The 17,903-nt window shown below is 38.9% G+C and carries 15 protein-coding genes; all 15 read right to left on the bottom strand.

The window, feature by feature from the left end:
- Window positions 1-134 precede the first annotated feature (134 nt).
- Window positions 135-1,343, bottom strand: coding sequence for a glycosyltransferase (locus M301_RS03935; protein ID WP_013147460.1), 1,209 nt, complete (start codon window positions 1,341-1,343; stop codon window positions 135-137).
- Between the two features lie 19 nt (window positions 1,344-1,362).
- Window positions 1,363-2,844 carry a hypothetical protein gene (locus M301_RS03930; protein WP_013147459.1) on the bottom strand — a complete coding sequence of 494 codons (1,482 nt, stop codon included), beginning with the start codon at window positions 2,842-2,844 and terminating at the stop codon, window positions 1,363-1,365.
- Entirely contained in the window at window positions 2,841-4,334 is a 1,494-nt protein-coding gene (locus M301_RS03925; protein WP_013147458.1) for a hypothetical protein, read from the bottom strand. Before M301_RS03925 ends, M301_RS03930 begins: the two co-directional genes overlap by 4 nt.
- Window positions 4,331-5,491 carry a glycosyltransferase family 4 protein gene (locus M301_RS03920; protein ID WP_013147457.1) on the bottom strand — a complete coding sequence of 387 codons (1,161 nt, stop codon included), beginning with the start codon at window positions 5,489-5,491 and terminating at the stop codon, window positions 4,331-4,333. The genes M301_RS03925 and M301_RS03920 overlap by 4 nt, the downstream gene beginning before the upstream one ends.
- Window positions 5,488-8,094 (bottom strand): polysaccharide pyruvyl transferase family protein, encoded by a 2,607-nt coding sequence (locus M301_RS14675; RefSeq protein ID WP_013147456.1) that lies wholly within the window; start codon window positions 8,092-8,094, stop codon window positions 5,488-5,490. Before M301_RS14675 ends, M301_RS03920 begins: the two co-directional genes overlap by 4 nt.
- A gap of 28 nt (window positions 8,095-8,122) precedes the next feature.
- The gene (gene epsI / locus M301_RS03905; RefSeq protein ID WP_013147455.1) at window positions 8,123-8,815 is read right to left on the bottom strand and encodes an exosortase-associated protein EpsI, B-type; all 693 of its coding nucleotides are present in this window, start codon (window positions 8,813-8,815) and stop codon (window positions 8,123-8,125) included.
- Window positions 8,812-9,723: an exosortase B gene (gene xrtB, locus M301_RS03900; RefSeq protein ID WP_013147454.1), complete on the bottom strand. Its 912-nt coding sequence runs from the start codon at window positions 9,721-9,723 to the stop codon at window positions 8,812-8,814. The genes epsI and xrtB overlap by 4 nt, the downstream gene beginning before the upstream one ends.
- Window positions 9,724-10,599 (bottom strand): polysaccharide biosynthesis tyrosine autokinase, encoded by an 876-nt coding sequence (locus M301_RS03895; protein WP_013147453.1) that lies wholly within the window; start codon window positions 10,597-10,599, stop codon window positions 9,724-9,726.
- A gap of 7 nt (window positions 10,600-10,606) precedes the next feature.
- Window positions 10,607-12,052: a chain length determinant protein EpsF gene (gene epsF / locus M301_RS03890; protein WP_013147452.1), complete on the bottom strand. Its 1,446-nt coding sequence runs from the start codon at window positions 12,050-12,052 to the stop codon at window positions 10,607-10,609.
- A 27-nt stretch (window positions 12,053-12,079) separates the two neighbouring features.
- Window positions 12,080-13,126, bottom strand: coding sequence for an SLBB domain-containing protein (locus M301_RS03885; RefSeq protein WP_238524665.1), 1,047 nt, complete (start codon window positions 13,124-13,126; stop codon window positions 12,080-12,082).
- 73 nt (window positions 13,127-13,199) lie between these two features.
- A complete protein-coding gene (locus M301_RS03880; RefSeq protein WP_013147450.1) occupies window positions 13,200-14,216 on the bottom strand; it encodes an EpsD family peptidyl-prolyl cis-trans isomerase in 1,017 nt (338 codons plus the stop codon).
- A gap of 151 nt (window positions 14,217-14,367) precedes the next feature.
- Window positions 14,368-15,090 carry a PEP-CTERM sorting domain-containing protein gene (locus tag M301_RS03875; protein ID WP_013147449.1) on the bottom strand — a complete coding sequence of 241 codons (723 nt, stop codon included), beginning with the start codon at window positions 15,088-15,090 and terminating at the stop codon, window positions 14,368-14,370.
- A 116-nt stretch (window positions 15,091-15,206) separates the two neighbouring features.
- Window positions 15,207-16,409 carry an XrtB/PEP-CTERM-associated polysaccharide biosynthesis outer membrane protein EpsL gene (gene epsL / locus M301_RS03870; RefSeq protein ID WP_013147448.1) on the bottom strand — a complete coding sequence of 401 codons (1,203 nt, stop codon included), beginning with the start codon at window positions 16,407-16,409 and terminating at the stop codon, window positions 15,207-15,209.
- A complete protein-coding gene (locus M301_RS03865; RefSeq protein ID WP_013147447.1) occupies window positions 16,409-17,098 on the bottom strand; it encodes a CAAX prenyl protease-related protein in 690 nt (229 codons plus the stop codon). The genes epsL and M301_RS03865 overlap by 1 nt, the downstream gene beginning before the upstream one ends.
- Before the next feature lie 103 nt (window positions 17,099-17,201).
- Entirely contained in the window at window positions 17,202-17,900 is a 699-nt protein-coding gene (locus M301_RS03860) for a hypothetical protein (RefSeq protein ID WP_238524664.1), read from the bottom strand.
- Window positions 17,901-17,903: the final 3 nt, after the last annotated feature.

The following is a 17,903-nucleotide window of genomic DNA, read 5'->3' as shown; positions in this document are numbered from 1 at the left end:
ACCCAATAAATGGCTCTTTGAGTTGCGATACTCCATCACTTAAAGCATAGGTTTGTTTTATATTGCGGCATCTAAAACCTTAAGAATGTATTAAGCATAAGAGCACTAAACTAATGCATCATGATAGTTAGGTTTTATGACAGTTTTGAGATGAGCTGATGATATGTTGAGGACAGATTGATTGCGAGTTGCCCATAACCACGTACTTTATTCACATACTCGATGCCCTTAGTCTGCATAGTAGTTTTAGCCTCAGTATCATTTAGCAAATGAGTGATAGCCGTTGCAAAAGACTTCGCATCAAGTGGCACACAGGTGGCGGCGCCACTCTCTCTAGCAACTAGTGCTTGATCTGGATTATCATTCATGACCACAGGCAGTCCGAGCGCCATGTATTCAATCGCCTTAGTAGGAGAACCCATGTCTAATAAATACCCGCGAGGTATTGGCGACAAACCAATTTCGGCTGCAGCTACATAACGCCAAGCTTCCTGCATAGGCAGCCATCCAGTCCACAGTATTGAGTCCATTACCCCTAAACTACGGGCCTCTTGCTCTAACCAAGCGCGGTGTGCTTTGTCTTCCGTGTCTCCTGCCAATACCAGCATAATGTTCGGAATACTTTCACGCACTATCGCCAACATATTGAATAAAATTTCAATTTGTCGAACGCGATCTAAAGTACCTAAATAAACTAAAACCCGTTTATTCACCAATAATGGATTGTCGCTAGGTAGTAGTTTTTGTTGTGCAGCTTGTAAATCTACGCCCATTGGTACTGGCGTCATCTTTTCTTTAGCTATACCACGCTGAGCGACCATTTGCAGCATCGTTTCAGATTGAACAAAAACATGTTGTGCGTTTGGCAATATTATTTTATAGAGCAAATATTGACCAATAGTGCCTTGAATTAACGGAAACCAGTAACGCATTCCAGCACCTACGCCACGCGCTTTAGCACGCTGCACCTGACCTTCTGACTGGGGATATGAAAGCCAATAGTAGAATGGTTTCTTTTTAATCTTACATACCATTATGGCAAGCAATGCAATGACGGTCATATCTCTCACTTGCACCGCTTGATAGTGACTATAGTTAGTTGTGACTAAAACTTTGCATTGGTGTAAAAACTTAATGAGGTATTGCCCAGCACGATTTTTGGGTACCTTGCATAACAAGGCTTTTCCCGCTGGCCAAGCTACAGGTTTTAATAGGTCATTGGTATCTTGCTCTGTTACTAAGTCGCAAGTAACATCAAAACGTGGCAGATACTTTCCAAACAGAATAGTTAAGTCTGCCCTAAACGTTGGCCACTGTTCACTGGTAAAAAAAAGTATGTGCATAAAATGTAATGAATCTAATTTAAAAAGAGCTAACCGTTAACTCTTTGTGCTGCTCTTGATACAAAAAAGCTGCGTAACCGATTAATAAGGCAACGATGATTTCATGCGCCATTAAATTTACCTGGCTATCTGAATAAAATATAAACAGCATGGTAAATGCTATGCCCACCTGAATAGCTAGGCAATCCGCCTTAATTATCACGTTGCTTGTGCGTTGCCAAACCTTCCCTACTTGAAACCACATGACAATAAAAATACTGATATATAGAAAAAGTCCAACCATACCTAAGTCCCATAAAATGGTGGATACAGTTGTTAAATTAATGCCATATTTCACATAAAGTTGCGCCATATGTCCTGCATTCACACTAGATTCATAAGAGCTTCCAAGGCCATGCCCAAACAAAAAAGTCAGCGGATCATGACCGCCATGCAAATTCCACCAGAAAGTCATCACAGTAGTTCGATTTAAAAGATATTCACCATAACCTACATTGCCAATGTTATAACTCATGGACCCGGTATAGGCCTCTGAGAAGTTGCTCGCGAGTAGAACATATACATAAAAAACCGCGAGTAATAGCGTAAAAATAAATATGCCTAAAATGATAGGCAAGTATTTAGTTGGGTTCAGCCAAATATCCTTTCGCAGCAAACCGATTGCCATGATTGGAAACATAATGATGACTATCTTTGTTTCGCCTAGAAATATGGGTAGTAATATAATGCTAACTAGCAGCAACATGCGTGAGGTTTGAATAGCATCTACTTTCCAGCGCGATACAACAAATGCGCAGGCTGTAAGTATGTATATCACCATGATAGAGTTGGGGCTTCCTGTGAGTAAGTTAGCACCGAAAGTGCCTGCAACCACATCGGTAGCCGACGCCCCCCACTCACCAAAACCTCCTCGTTCTTTCACCAGTACTAAACGTTCAAATAGCGCAAAAGGTAACTGTATAAGAGCTATACCTAAGAGTAACTTTAGCCATTGATTGATGTCTTTTCTAGTTAATGCCAGTGTTGCCAATGCAAGCATCAAACCAAAGGCCTGAAAATAGCGCTTGAACCCTCCTAACATTTCACCAAAAGTATGTAACTGAAAAACCGTTGTGATAAGCGCGAAACAAGCAAACAATATTGCTATCCAAACAAAATGAGGAATATTTTTCTTATACCTAGCATTTATGGAAAACAAATTGAGCATGCTAGGTATCCACAGCAATAGCGCCATCATAGAGATTGCCCAAAGGATTTTTGAATACCCTGGACCGGCCATGTCAAGTAATGCAGGCGTGACTAAGCCGAGACTAATGACAAGCCATATAGCTTTTTTAGGTGCAGATAATAAGAATAGGCCTAGGACTAAGCCTATCGCCAATCCGATTAAGATTAGGTTATTCGTCACGGCAATTAAACCAAATACAAAAGCCAAGAAACTTGCTGCCAAAAACACAAACAACTTACTCCATTTGGTTTGATATTTTTTAGCTAAGGTCATACAAATATTGCTTGTGCCTTAGACTGATTTAATGCATTGCGATGTTCTTGAATGAGGAACGCGGCATAGCCCAACAACACGGCAATAATAATTTCATGAACTAGCAAATTCACTTGGCTATCAGAATAAAACAAGAACAAGAGCGTGAATGAAATACCTACTTGAATAGATAAGCAGTCAGCTTTTACTGATGGGTTACTAGTACGCTTCCATAAACGACTAATCTGAATCCACGTAAGAATAAAAATAGAGACATATATAGTTAATCCAACTAAACCCAAATCCCACAAAATTGAGGAAATAGTGGTTAATCCAATTCCATAATTAACATACATTTGCGCTATATGTCCGCCATCAAACGCTGAACCATAAGAACTGCCTAAACCATGTCCAAACAAAAATGATATTGGATCATGCCAGCCATGCAAGCCCCACCAGAAACTCATCACTGTTGTGCGATTAAGTAAAGAGGTTCCATACCCAACATCATCTACGTTGTAAGCGATAGTTCCCAACATAGCCTCAGTAAAATTACTATCCAGCATGATGTAAACATAGACATAAGCAAGAAGTGCAGTTAAAACTAAAAGACCAAATAATACGGGTAAATATTTTGCTGGATTTTGTACTAAATCTTTACGCAATAGCACTAAGCCCATTAATGGCAATAGCACAACCACTACCTTGGTTTCGCCTAAGAATAGTGGAAATAACAACATTAAACTTAGCAAGAACATTCTGGATAATGGGATTAAACCCGCTTTCCAACGCGAAAAAATAAAGACAAAGGCAATCACAATGAAAATAACCATGATTGAGTTTGGGCTACCGCCCTGTAAATTTGCACCCATAGTGCCTGCTACGACGTCAGTCGCTTGTCCACCTGCCGCCATACCACCGCGAAGTGGAACAAGTACAAATCTCTCAAATAAGGCAAACGGCAATTGTAAGAGGGCTATCGTCAGTAGCAGCTTAAGCCAACTATTAATATCTTTTCTTGAGATTGCCAAGGTCACCAAGGCGAGCATGAGCCCAAATGCTTGAAAGTAACGCTTAAATCCACCGAACAATTCACCAATAGAATGCATTTTGAACACAGTTGAGCCAACCGCGTAGATAACAAAGAAAACTGCCATCCATATGAATAACGGAATATGTTTTTTCTCCTTGGAATTTAAATCGAATAAATGTAAGACGCTTGGTATACACAGCAAAATGGCCATCATTGAGATTGCCCATGAGACGCGAGATAAGCCATGACCTCCCATATCCAAAATAGCTGGTGCAGCAAGACCTAAGGTAATCACTAGCCAGATAGTCTTTTTAGGATCAGCTAATAGAAATATCCCCAATATCAGCCCTACTGCTAAACCAATAAAAATTGGATTGGCTGTGACCGCTACCAATGAAAACGATAAGGCCAGTAATGTTGCTACCGTTAGAAACATTAACTTAAACCAAATACTTTGCGATGATCTTGCAAACATCATTTATTTAGCGCTTTGCTACTCAGTAGACTTCTTACCGACTGCAAAAATACCTTCTCGAGCTTATTCCAAGAATATTGAAGACCCGCCGCGTTAGCATTATGCTTTAAAGATTGAATTCTATTTCGATGCTGATACAAACTTGAAATTGCTTTTGCTAGAGAAGTTTTGTCATACTCAAAAATGAGGCCATTATTCCAATCTTGAATATATCTTGTATGAGTACGTATATTGCTCGCTAAAACAGGTAGACCAGCAGTTAAGTATTCAAATAGCTTAGTTGGTGGATTAAACTCATACCAAGGATTTTTTTCCCAGAGGCAAATACCGATATCCGCTTGCTGCAAATAGTTAGGTACTTGTTCTCCTGAGATACGGCCTAAAACCGTCACATAATCTTTAATCTTCAAATGCTGTATACGTTGCTCACAAAATATAAGCTGCTCTTCATTTGCACCTATGATTGTTAAATGCACTTCAGCATGCTCTTTAGCTAAAATTGCCATTGCATCAAGCATGACATCCCGCCCACGCTGCACACTGACCGTTCCGACATAAATCAACCGAAGCGGAAGCTTCATGCCATATTCATTAATTGTCCTTTTTACCAAGAATCTTTCGGACACGCCCATATAAATCATTTTTATTTTATTCTGATCAACTCTATGTAGACATAGATCTATTTGATGGTCTTCCCCAATAGGCATAATTAAATTAGCATTTTTCGCACCAAAGAAAATTAACTTATGCAATAGCTCTGTAATCATGCGTCGTATTGGTGAAAACTTTGTGGGCAAATGAATGAGATTAGTTGGATGCTCATTCCAATACAAACAAGTTGGAATCGAAGCTGTTAACAATGCAATAGGTGCTGCAGCTGAATGCAGCAATACCACAATATCTGGCTTCTGTTGACGTATGAGCCATCCACACTTTAATAAATAACTAAGCCAGCCTAACTTTCCATTGCCTATAGAAATAACTTGATACTTCGCCTGCGCTAAAAGCAACTCAGGTTGAGTAATATCAGCTTGGCTCACAATAGTTAAACGATACTCTTTTGCTAATGAGTTAATTCGATAAGAAAAATCTAAGAAACCAGGTTGGTTACAATCAAAGCATGTAATCACAACGCAGTGCTGCAGCAGTTCGCCCCTCATACACCGCTGCCACTACTGTTTTTTTTTGTATTTAAAGACATATCAAACTCATCTGCCAGCAAATGAAGGTTTGTTAAATCTGTGACGAACCTTGTTAGGGAGTGGGTATGTGTCCAGGTTTTATAGAAATTTCCAATTTTCCCGTAACTGTTATCCAGCAAGACATGAGGCTTATTAAGCAAAATACTAAGTACATGAGCATGTAACCTATCCGTGATAACAACTCGACCTCTTGTTAATAAAGCTATACCTCGTTTTAATCTTAATTGTGACAACTTATTCCATAAATAGAAGAGGACTTGGTTATTAGGATCTATCTTACTTCTTAAGCTTAAAGTATGGATTTCTACTCGATGCAACAAGCGTTCTTGCCAAGAGGCATTTAGCCAGTCCGCAATTTCATATGTATTTTTACTTTTAATTGCACGAACTGACTCAACAAATCTATCTCCAGATTTCTCATGGTCTGTTCTAGCGAGTACAAATCTATCAAATTCAGGGGTGTTTTGAGTGTGAATAGCACCTATGAAAAATGCCATATCTGGGCACAAATGAATTTTTGCTGAAAAATTTCCCTGTGCAAAATCATAACTTGGCTGACTGCGTGCCAGCAAAGTGTAATTGCCTTGCGTGGCAATTGCATCAGCCATTTCCTTAGTCTTAGCTTCATCATTAAAGTGTATCGTCTGAGGAAGTTGCACTATAGGTATGTTTGGAAAATCACGTAACACCTGTAACCTAAAGTTATGTATTTCAGTCCATATAGTGCCAAAATTACCACCACCATGCATTAAGATCAGGCTATTATCATTGATAATTTTTCGAATATTAGCTTCGCTATAATTTTTCACATCACATACATAAGCGGGTGTTAAGCCACGACTTTCTAAGTAAGCAATTTCACCTAGCCATATTAAGCTGTCACCTACATTTGTATTGTTAGGGTAATCCAACAAAATAACATGTGCATCTTTTGGAATGAGCTTATCAAGCACTTGACGTGCTTCAGTTTGCAGATGAGAGATGATATTGACTTCAATCGGCTTATCTATGACAAGACTTTTTTTCTTGAGCAGTGATTTAACCAGCTCTATTTCATCTGCATGTACCGCATTGAGAAAATACAATCCCCCCAAGTAAACCAAAAAAATGATGCCCCCGCTTAGAATTGATATGATTAAGGCGTTATGTGTGAAGAAATAATTCTGGTTTGTTAGTGTCCAAGTGGTCAAAAAAGCAATAAAACCTGAAATACTGGCCCCAAAAAATAATTTCCATGAAAGTTGGTAGGGATATCCTTGGCGCTTTAACGCCTGAATAATGTAGGTATTACAGATTAGGGAAAACACTAAAGGTGCAACGACTAAAAACTGCACGTTAATGAAAATGGTAGCGGCCAAGAAAGCCGCCATCCCTAATAATGCAACGATTCCTGCCCGAACCAGCAATACACTGGAGCCTACCGAATTTAATATCAGTTGCAATAGCACTACGTGGCTACCCACGGTAAGTTGCAGCATCACAACGATTAGAAGCCATACATATTCTTGATACTTACCACCTGTTAACGTGGCAATAATAAAAACACCTGCTGCGGCAATCCATGCCAAAAGGGGTATCAGCAATACTAAATTAGATTTATAAAGTAGCTGACAACGTTTATTCAATGTCGCGAAATCACGATTTTGCAAATAGCTACCTATCATGACTGGTTCAATTAAGTTGTACAGCAGATGAAGCGGGATATATTGCCTTGCTCTTTCAGCTATGCTTATAAAGAAACCATAGGCGGCGACCATTTGCGTTGGTAAAAATATTGCCGCCAACATTTTCATGAAATATCCTTGAGGAGGCGCGGCTAGAAGTGTGAATCCGTAATTATGCCCAGCCATTTTAGAAATTTCTTTCCAGTCAGGCCAGTTCTCAGCAGATTTAGCTGAATTAGTTAACTTTTCTTCATGTTTTAACTCGTTTAAATCCTTCATTAACAACATGACAAAGAATAGAACTCCAATCATTTCTGGTACTGCCATTATCCATAAGGACTCTTCTAAGCTAATGATTGCATGAGCCGACATCACCCATGCAATCATAGCTAAACGCCCTCCCCACTGAACTATTAAGATTCGAGTCAGAGCTTTCTGTTTAATCAGTGCCTGCAACACTGAAGAAAAATGCTGAAATAATGTTTCTGCAACTACAAAACATACGAGAGCAACAGGAAACTGCACGAGGTGCACATCTGGAAATATGCGTAAAACTTGCCCCCAACCTATATAAAATATCAAACAAACAAAGAGTGCTGCACTTAGCCTCACCAGCGAAATCCGCCAAATAAAACTTCCAAGCTCACTAGCGCTACGCTCTAGCCGAGCTTCAGGCACATACCTTGAAACTGCCCGCTCTAAGCCTAAACCTGCAAAAACGCCAGACATTGCAATTAATCCCGTTAGCGCAGTGAATCCAGCGTAGCTTTGCACATCCATATAGCGCACGAGCAATATCACTGTCGCAAAACCAGCCAAGCCCGCTAACCCTCGGCCTAACAAGTAATGCAAAATGCCTAGACGAACACTTTCTTTTGAATAAGGGGAGTTCACCATTTGAAGCTACTTTTTACGATTATTAAAACTAGCTTTGCGTGGCGTTATTACCCATCAAGCGTATACGCTGACTGGGTGACAATGAAGTGAGCAACTCGTCAGTAAAGCGCGTTTGCAAGGCATAGCCATAAGCTACGTCTGGCGTAATGCTAGAAACGCGCATAAGCAATCCATCTGGCACAACACCATTGAGGGCATATTGAAGTTTTATCTTCTTCATATCCCATCCGCCATATACCGCTTTTTCACCCACGGTTAACCAATAGGTAATAGGCTCGACTCTTCCACCCTTTGTTGCCACCAATCTTGCCGCTGGAATATTACCGAAATTTGTTTTGAATATGACTTTAATGCTATCTCTAACAGAAAAGCCTTGCCCGCCATAACAACCTTCAGGTAAATGTACACCCACACTGTCACTCTGATCTTTTCCATACGCGATTGAAAGCATGACCCTTTCACCCTGCTCATTCACATAACTACGTGATAATGTTTGTGAATATACTTTGTTGACTGCAGCCTGCTCTTCAGGATTAACGAGATGTGAAGTCATTTCCTCCATTCTCCAACCATGAAATTGCTTAGGCACAATTGTTTCTAAATTTATTTTTTCATATTGATCTGCGAAAATAATGGTGGGTTTCATTGCCACAGCTAAACCAGCCGTGCATAACATTGATAACCCGATCACTAAATGCCGTATGGAAATAGTTTTTTTCATATTGAGTTAGAAACAGTTTGAGCGGATTGCTTGTCTTTAAAAAATGACAGCTTGCCTATCACGCTATCAAACAAGAAGATGAACATTAATGAAGTTGCAAACAAAAGCATTCCAGCAAATTTATGCACGAAACCCTGCCCAACCTCATCGCCATAGTAGTAAGTCACCAATATTAGCGTGATGACGCGAATTAGGTTAGCCAGAAAAGCTATAGGCAGAATGCTGGCGATAATCAATAAATTACGTGACCAGTTTTTATATTGCATTAAATACAAATATAAAAAACCCAATGCTGATAACGAAAACATTGAATGCAAGCCTGAACATGCGTTAGCTACTAATAATTGATAATATCCAATTGAAATGGTGACTCCGCTTCGTGCTATTGGATAACCCAATTGATACAAAATAACCTCTGCAAGCAGCGAGATATATTGTTTTAATGGATTAGTTAATAGGTCTACTACGACACTCGGTAAAGGAATCATGAATATTGTGAAGAAAATAGCAAACCACAATTGATTAAAGCTACTTACTCCTAATGTGAGCAAAGTCACACCAGTGAGTATCGGAACAAGAGAGCCAATTTCAAATAATAATATTTCTTGTGAATGCCCCACGGCATACATTAGCAGGCCAAGCAATAACAATGTTCCACCTAAAATAGGTTTGAAATCATTCTTTTCCTGTAAAAAAACTTGCCGCTTTTGCCAGAATAAATAAAAAACTACGAACAGAATGATTGGTCCGTGCGCTTGATCTTCTGTATTCCACAAATTATCAGAAAGAAACTGAACCGTTGGCGTGTAAAGTATTAACAAGCCAACAATGACTGGTAACCATCTTAAAATATGATTTGTCAGTTTCAAAAAACTAGCTTGTCTAAAATTCTCACTAGGATTTAACACTTAAAACTCCTGAATTACACTGCCAATAACTTTGGCGCCAGTTAGGTTCAATTGTTTATGCAAATATTGAACTTCTGTTGCTAATGTGTGATCTTTGCGGGCAACGATGATTGCACCTTTAGCTTTTGAAACGATGGTCAATGCATCCGAGCCTAAATTCATTGGTGTGGTATCAAATAAAATAATGTCGTAGACTTTTTCTAAATTTAAGATTAATTCGGCCAAGCCATCCTGGCTTAACAACTCTTGTGGATTTGGAACCTCTGTACCTGCAGATAAGATTGATAAGTTAGGAAAATCAGGTTGACGAGACAACTCATAACTCCCCTGCTTATTGGCTAAAATATTAGATAACCCAAGCTTTGTTTCTACATTGAATAATTTGTTTTGAACTGACTTACGTAAATTTGCATCAATTAACAGTGTCTTTTTATTGAGCTGTGAAAATACTATGGCCAAATTAGCTGCAACGCGGCTCGCACCATCTTCGGGGCTTGCTGAAGTGACCGCTAAGGTTTTGTACCCTAAATCAAACCAACATATGAGCAATTGACTTCTTAACCTTCTTAATTCCTCAACCTCTTCGCTAAATGGAGCATGTGCAGCGACCAAAGTTTTACTCAGAGGCAGACCGCCTTCATTTACATATGGATAGTTAAACTGTTTAGATAATACTTTTTTGAGGTCGCTATCTTTGATTAAACCAAGTGCTATTGCAGCATCTCCAAATAGCATATTCTTACTTTTTTGCAGCTCAAGCACACGTTCAACATCGTGCTGTTTCAATTTCGCATGTGCAATTAACGCATCACCAATACGGATATGATCATCGGTCTGGCTATTGTTATTAATTAAATAATTATTTGAAGATTCCATGTGTCGCTTACTTTGCCAAAAGTTGATACTTAGAAATGTCGCGTTTATTAAATTTAACTTTTTTAAAGAACTGACCTATTGAACCTGCTAAATTTCCAGGTTTTTTAACACTCTGATTAATATCAGCCAATACTGGCAAATCTAACATTTGCATTAAGTCTTCAGCAGTTCTAACACGTCTATCTAGCACTTCTGCCACGATGGCTATACCAACAGCCAACAGTGCTCCTAATATAATTGATAGCAAAATATTGATGAATATTTTTGGACTGGAATGCTTTAAAGGGGGTACAGCTGGATTAAGAACAGATACATCCGTTTGCACAGACTTACTTTCCATGTTTGTCTGACCAAATCTTTGTAATGCATTGTCATATATACGCTGCGCACTTTCAGCCTCACGAAGTAAAACCGCCATTTCATCTCGCTGACTTTTGAACTTAAGTACATGTTCTTTTTGTGCCGCAAGAGAGGTTCTAACTTCGGCTTCTTTTTGCTGTGATACCCGAGCAGACTGCCCAACACTACTGCTAGTCTTAGCAGTTTCAGAGGCAATTAAGTGACGTAAATTATTCACCTCTTCTTGTGCTGCTTGATATTGCGGGTGATTCTGACCAAGGTGCTGTGATAAATCAGTCAGTTTGGCGTCCGCCTGAGCTAATTGTGATTTAAGCCCTTGTATCAATGGATTAGCTAACACTTCGGGAGCTTCAGACTCCACGCCTCTTTTTAACTGGCTATGGCGCGAGTTGCTATCGTATGTTTGGGCTTGAGCCATTACCAACTGATTGGAGAGTTCATTTAATCGCGCTGTTTCAATATCTAACCGGTCGTCTGAAGACGCAATACCATGTTCTTTTTGATACGCAGATAATCTTTCTTGAGATAACTCAACATTTTGACGCAAGCCCTTAATTTCTTGATCAAACCAAAGTGCTGCTTGCTTCGCGGGCTCAATTTTCAATTGAAGGTTGGTATTAATATAAGCTTCAGCAAAGGCATTTGCCAACATTGCTGAAAATTTAGGATCAGCCCCTTGATAGCTAATTTCAATCACACTACTTTCGCGTGATGGCTTAACATCCAAATTCTGCAAAAACTGATCTGCATACCAATCGGTGATATTTCCTTCGCCTTTTGTGGACTTTTCAAATTGGCTTCTAGCTATAGGGCTATTCACAACACCTAGCTTATCTACTACCTTTAACGCCACATTGCGACTCTGAATAATGTCTACCTGAGTTGCCATATACCCAGCCATTGAAGCTGGAGGCAACATAAATCCTGTGACTGGGTCAGCGCCCTTGGAATTAATCACAAGTGAGGTAGTAGCAGTGTAAGTTTTAGGCAACATAAAACTGATGACCGTAGTCGTGATTACCGTCAAGAAGAATACCCAAGCCAGTATCCGAATGCGTGCGACTAGTATTGATAATAATTGTGAAAAGCTCATGTTTACCTATCGATTATCAGCTAATTACTAAAACAAGCTTTCGCTCACATAAACAACATCATCGGGCTGAAGTAAGTCACTTTGGTTGGCACTGATCATTTTCATCACACCGTTCACCTGACGTTTAATCTTGACTCCTCTTTCTGTACCGCGATCAGAAAGACCCCCACCAAGCGATATTGCTTGCGATAAATTCATATTTCTCTCCAGCCTGAACGAGCCTGGGCGCTGTACTTCACCATAGATATAAAATACCGGAATCCTAGGAACATATATTGAATCGCCGTCTGCCAACTCTAAATTGACTAGAGCATCACCTTTGCGATACAGCTGATCAACGTCAATCTCATGTTTTTCAACTTTACCGTCACGATTAGTCACTACAATAATTTTGTCCGCGCCCCCCGCAGAAATACCACCTGCTTGAGACAAAAAATCAATCACATTACGGACACCACTCACCACTGAGTATTTGCCAGGGCGATTTACTTGACCCAATACTGAAACTTCACGTGCATTCACATAAATAATGTCATCCCCAAGCAGCTGAGGATTACTTTTAGAATCTGCATTAGCAATTAATTCTCTCAAGTCATAACTGTGCTTAATTGATGTACCAGCTTCTGTACGAATCAATGTCACCATGTCTGAGCCATTCGACGTGATTCCACCTGCAAGTGCCAATACATCAGAAAGCGTACTAGGCCTATCCAGTGAGTACTTTCCTGGCTTATAGACGTCGCCCAATACTGAAACAAACTGACTTTGGAATTGCATTACCACTAAATTCACTTGAGCTTTTTTTACAAACCCGCCTTGTTCTAACAAATCTGAAATTTTCTTCTCTGAAGCAGTAGGGCTAATACCGCCAAGTTTTACTTCACCAATCAGTGGAAATGTAATTGTGCCTGCAGCTGACAATCTGGCTTCTGTTAGCATGTCCGGACTGCCATAAACATTGATACGCACCAAGTCACCTGCACCTAATACATAATCCCTTGCTACATTCGTTTCATTTTTTACACCTGTTGTTGAAGTCGCATCCGCCATGCCGACAGAACATGTCAATAACATTATCAAAAGCAACATCACTCTATACATATCAAAATAACCTTATGGGATTGATCTAAATTCCAGAATCGTCTGATTAAAGGCCCGATAAGCCTTTATCCATATTTGCTTGATCACCTTTAGGCTTTGCTACTGGTTGATTTTCTTTTGCGTCAGACAATGTCGGCTCTACGTCAGACTCAGATGCTTTTTTAGGTAATTCTTTATTAGCTTCAGCTATCGAAGGCTTCAATAATTCCTGTTTCTTCATATCTGAAAATGCACCTAAAAATTCTATTTTTGCTTTTTCATTGAGCGCTAGTATTTCGTTTTTCGCCAGCGTAGATTTATTCTGGTTGACAAAATACTGCTCAATGATTGGAATGGCTTTTTCACGAGAAATAGGTGCAGATTGAATAGCCGCTAGATGTACTACGTTCAGAGAGCGGTCAGTTGGAACAATTAAAAACTCACCCTCTTTTAATAACTGTAACTTTTTCAACATATCCAACGGCAATTGTTCTGCAGCTCTAACATTACTGTTAGCCGAAAAAGGGTAGTTGTTATTTTTTAGCCATGTAGCAATTTCATTAATGCCTTTAATTGCTTTTAAATTATTCTGCACTTCTGCAAATTTATCTTTATTGACTTCAATGACTAACTCTTGCAAACGAAATACATGTCTGTTCTCAAAAAGCTCTGGGTGTGATTTATAAAAGCTATCAATTTCTGATGCCGAAGGCTTATTGGCTTTTAGCATTAATTGCTCTAAATAAGCTTGTGAGAGAATTTCGTCTTTTGATGCTTCGATGGCAAGAAGCACTGTAGGGTCACGATCTAACTTGGTTTCTATTGCTTGTTTCTTTAACAACTGCTGTTCAACCAGTTTAGATAAAATTTGCTTTGCAGCTAACTTGCTTTGCGCTTCATTCAATTGCCCCAAACGAGCTAATTGAAAGTTAACTTGGTGAATTAATATTTCGTCACCATTGACTTTTGCAACCACTTGCGACTCTGCTTTAACGGGTTCAGAGTCTTTCTTTTTTCCACATGCTGTAGAAAAAACAGACACTGCAATTAATAAAACGAGCAAGTTTTTGTTTAACAGGTGCATATTTAAATCTCATCAATTTCTAAAGTGATATCACTATAAGAAAATAATATGAAGTAAATATGTCAGATATAAGTAAGATTTATTATGTGTAAAATCAAGGGTTAGATTTACTTATGAAAATGCTTATTTAAATAAACACGACCTCATAGGCTTAATTTTTTCTCCGTGAAATAACAAATCCCAGTATCAACAGGCCACTTAGTAATGAGCCCCATGTTTCTGGTTCTGGTACTGAAGAAGTAATCACCATGCCTACGCCAGCGAATTTTTTCTCTATAAAAGCACCTTGAGGTCCTGATAAGTTTGCTGGTGTAAATGCTGTAAGAATATTCTCTACCGATATAACAACAGTACTTGCACTGCTAAGCCAGCCTGCATTCCCAGGGATAACAGTTGATGTACTATTGCTAATATTAGCTTCCCCATACCAATCATGGTTGATGCCGTCATTCAAATTAAGAGGTGTTGTTGAGGACACGAAAATATTAGCACTACTTTGTGTCGCAAATGGTTTAGTTGGATCAAATGCTCTTAACTGTCCACCGAGGCTCACCTGACCACCACCAAGCAAGAAGTAGTCACCAAATTCCTGCAGACCAATTGACCCAAACTTAAAATCCCCTTTTGCAATCAGGCGAATGTCATTAGCTGTAGAGGATGTTACGTTTAACCCAGTACCGTTATACGATTCGGCTTTAAAGTTATTAGGCGTAAAAAATAGATTATCACCAACTAAATCTAAGCCTCTAAATAAGCCTAATTTTGTATCATCATAAACAACATCGAAATTAGTACCTACTTTAGTGACAGTTGCCGATAACGCAGGCGAACTGATTAGCAGACCAAGCATCACATAAATCAATTTTTTATTCACAATTTACCTTTGATATATTCAGATATAACTTTCACTAAAAGCATTATCAAAGAATTAAGTGACAACTATTTGATTTAACCTAGTCCATTTGGATTAGATCCATCAAATTAAGAAAATTAATAGTCATATCTCATCAGCAAATTAACGTTATTAAATTTGTAAGAAACATTAGTTGTATCTGATGTTCTATTTTCAGTTTGATATTGAATTTGCACTATTGATTTTCTAGTTGGACTATATGTTAAAGAAAGATTAGCAAGCTCAGACTGATCTTGTCTATCCGCCTCAGCAGCGTTAGCAGCACTACCTAAATAACGTCTTTCTTCGTAACCCAAACCAGCTTGTACAGAAATCTTTCTAGTCGCATTCCACGTTGGGTTAATGCTAACCCCTTGTGTTCTAACATAAGTAGATAAAACATCATCCACAGCATTAACTTCTTGATAAGCGGTTAAGTTTATTTTCGTTTTACCTGTAAAGGAGTGATCAATATTCCATCGTTGACTAAACCCATTAAAATCGCGCCCAGAAACGTCTGTATGCTGTAAATTAACTTGGGCTAATCTTGTAGAGATTCTTGTTTGATGCGTAGGTAACCAAGCTGCCGTAGCAATTACTTCTTTTTGAGTGCTTTCACTACCAAAGGATGCTTGGGTAAAGCCTGTTCTATTAAGATATTTTGAATCTACAACACGATATGCCAGACCAAGTTGTGTGCCTAATCGATTTTGATATCGAACACCAGCTTCATAACTATCATCATCTCTATCTAAGGCATTGAAGCTTGCAAGTTCATTCTCAGTTGATCCTAGCTCGCGACTAAGGCTCAGCGTCCAGTCGGGTTTAAAGTTCCAATTGATACTGGCCAACTGGCGGCTAGATGTTCTTAAGTTTTTAACGGGTTGTTTAATCTCATTAAATCCAGCAATGGCCTCATTTCTACTAGCACTTAGCTCGCCATAGACATTATTACCTACACGCCAATTCCATGTAACTTTGTTAGCATTACCCGTATTATTTAATATCTGAAATCGATCATAACGGCTTTCATTGATATTAGACGAGACAGTTAGCAATTGCCTATCTAAACGCAGATTCACATTCACCCCAATGTCCACACGTTTGACTACATCCGAAGTATCCGATGAGTCAAACACAGCTTTTGCCTGTTCTGGAGAGGAGAATCTAAATATATTATCGTCGTAATCAATATTTGTACTGATATAAGGCTTGATATCTATAATGCCTGTAGCAAACAAAGGCATCGAAATCGGCAACAAACAAGCCATTGAAATTACTTTATAACAGGCTTTACTCATTACCAATACTGCCAATTGCCTGTTTGAACTACCCAAATACCTAGCAAGCCATTTGTAACAGCATGCGCAAAAATAGGAACCCATAGATTTTTGTACTTAATATACAAAGCCCCATAAACAAGTCCTGCAAACAGTCCTGCAAGCCATAGATTATGCTCTAGTGCAAATAATACTGAGCTAGCAATATAGGCATAGAGGGAGGTATTCTCGGGACGAATGCTTAGGAAGTTTTTGTTATCTACCCAGCGCATGACAAAAGAGCGCCAAAATAACTCTTCCATCACTGGAACAATTAGAGCTGCACCTAAAATACGTGTAGATAACCAAAAAAAGGCTGCTTGTTTAGTTTCACCTGCTACGGGGTTGAAGCTAGCGTGATCACTGCCCAGTGTAGCCCATGCAGGGAATGGCGCAACCCAGAAAAATAAGACTAATAGACCTGCGGCAAGAGCAACGAATAAATCTGCCATGATGGGTCTAACGTTTAACGCAGTAAGTTTTAATTCAGTAAACTCTCGCCAGAAATACACTATTAGCAGCGCTACCACTACGATTCTAGAAACATAAAGCCACTTGTCATCCAAATTCAAGCTATGGCAAATAGGCGCTAAATAATCACTAAGCGCTAGAAATAATATATATACGGCAAAAGGTAATACTCTAGAAAGGGTTTTATATTGATTAATCATGGTTTCACTCTAACGGTGAATAGGCATACTACGCAGTGATTATTACCGTAATATTTCTAACATACTTATTTTCAAATAAGTGTCAAAAATATCATTTGAATCATTAATATGCAGGCTTTCTGCTGACCACTTTTTCATCGTCAAGCTTATCTTGCTGAGCTTGTAATATATTCTCTAACTCAACTCGTTTAAGCTGAAAAAAGCTTTCTTTGCGCATAACAGCTTCATAGCTATCTGGCTTGTCGTAAATTTTTATCAGCTCTGTACCAAACTGATGGAGTTTAGTGTTTTTAATTTCGCAAGCATCCAGTAACTTAGTCGTTTCAGCTAGATGAGTTGATTGCGTTTTACGCTGATTGTCATTGAACTTTAAATCGGCCTGTGCCTGCTTATACTGTGCATTTAAATCAGCGAGAATTTTCTGGGTTGACTCTAACTGTGTCTGGGTTTCTAATTGCTTACTATCTAAGGCTGTTTTTTCAGCTTTTACTTTTGCAATGTCACTTTCTAAACTTTTAAGTTTGCGCTCTGTAGTGGCCATGCTTTTTTCAGTTTTTATTAGCTGCTCATCTTTACTAGCAAGCTCTTCTTCCAGCTTCTTTTTTTGCATATCGAACTGAGCTTGCATATTCGTTTTCTCTAACTCTGCATCTTGCTTAATTTTTTGTATCATTAATGCCGTGCGCTTAGCTGATTTATCTTGCTTTGATGCGGCATTGGCCATATCTGGGTAAACAAATCCAATGAAAAATGACGCTATCATTAAGCTTAATAGCATGTGCTGAAATTTGAGTTTCATCATCTT

Source organism: Methylotenera versatilis 301 (assembly GCF_000093025.1).
Taxonomy (GTDB): domain Bacteria; phylum Pseudomonadota; class Gammaproteobacteria; order Burkholderiales; family Methylophilaceae; genus Methylotenera; species Methylotenera versatilis.
This window is presented reverse-complemented; position numbering and strand designations above follow the sequence as displayed.

Excerpts from the sequence above, each read along its gene's own strand:
- M301_RS03935 (WP_013147460.1), bottom strand. The coding sequence starts at position 1,343 with ATGCACATACTTTTTTTTACCAGTGAACAGTGGCCAACGTTTAGGGCA.
- M301_RS03930 (WP_013147459.1), bottom strand. The coding sequence starts at position 2,844 with ATGACCTTAGCTAAAAAATATCAAACCAAATGGAGTAAGTTGTTTGTG.
- M301_RS03925 (WP_013147458.1), bottom strand. The coding sequence starts at position 4,334 with ATGATGTTTGCAAGATCATCGCAAAGTATTTGGTTTAAGTTAATGTTT.
- M301_RS03920 (WP_013147457.1), bottom strand. The coding sequence starts at position 5,491 with ATGAGGGGCGAACTGCTGCAGCACTGCGTTGTGATTACATGCTTTGAT.
- M301_RS14675 (WP_013147456.1), bottom strand. The coding sequence starts at position 8,094 with ATGGTGAACTCCCCTTATTCAAAAGAAAGTGTTCGTCTAGGCATTTTG.
- epsI (WP_013147455.1), bottom strand. The coding sequence starts at position 8,815 with ATGAAAAAAACTATTTCCATACGGCATTTAGTGATCGGGTTATCAATG.
- M301_RS03895 (WP_013147453.1), bottom strand. The coding sequence starts at position 10,599 with ATGGAATCTTCAAATAATTATTTAATTAATAACAATAGCCAGACCGAT.
- epsF (WP_013147452.1), bottom strand. The coding sequence starts at position 12,052 with ATGAGCTTTTCACAATTATTATCAATACTAGTCGCACGCATTCGGATA.
- M301_RS03885 (WP_238524665.1), bottom strand. The coding sequence starts at position 13,126 with ATGTTATTGACATGTTCTGTCGGCATGGCGGATGCGACTTCAACAACA.
- M301_RS03880 (WP_013147450.1), bottom strand. The coding sequence starts at position 14,216 with ATGCACCTGTTAAACAAAAACTTGCTCGTTTTATTAATTGCAGTGTCT.
- epsL (WP_013147448.1), bottom strand. The coding sequence starts at position 16,409 with ATGAGTAAAGCCTGTTATAAAGTAATTTCAATGGCTTGTTTGTTGCCG.
- M301_RS03865 (WP_013147447.1), bottom strand. The coding sequence starts at position 17,098 with ATGATTAATCAATATAAAACCCTTTCTAGAGTATTACCTTTTGCCGTA.
- M301_RS03860 (WP_238524664.1), bottom strand. The coding sequence starts at position 17,900 with ATGATGAAACTCAAATTTCAGCACATGCTATTAAGCTTAATGATAGCG.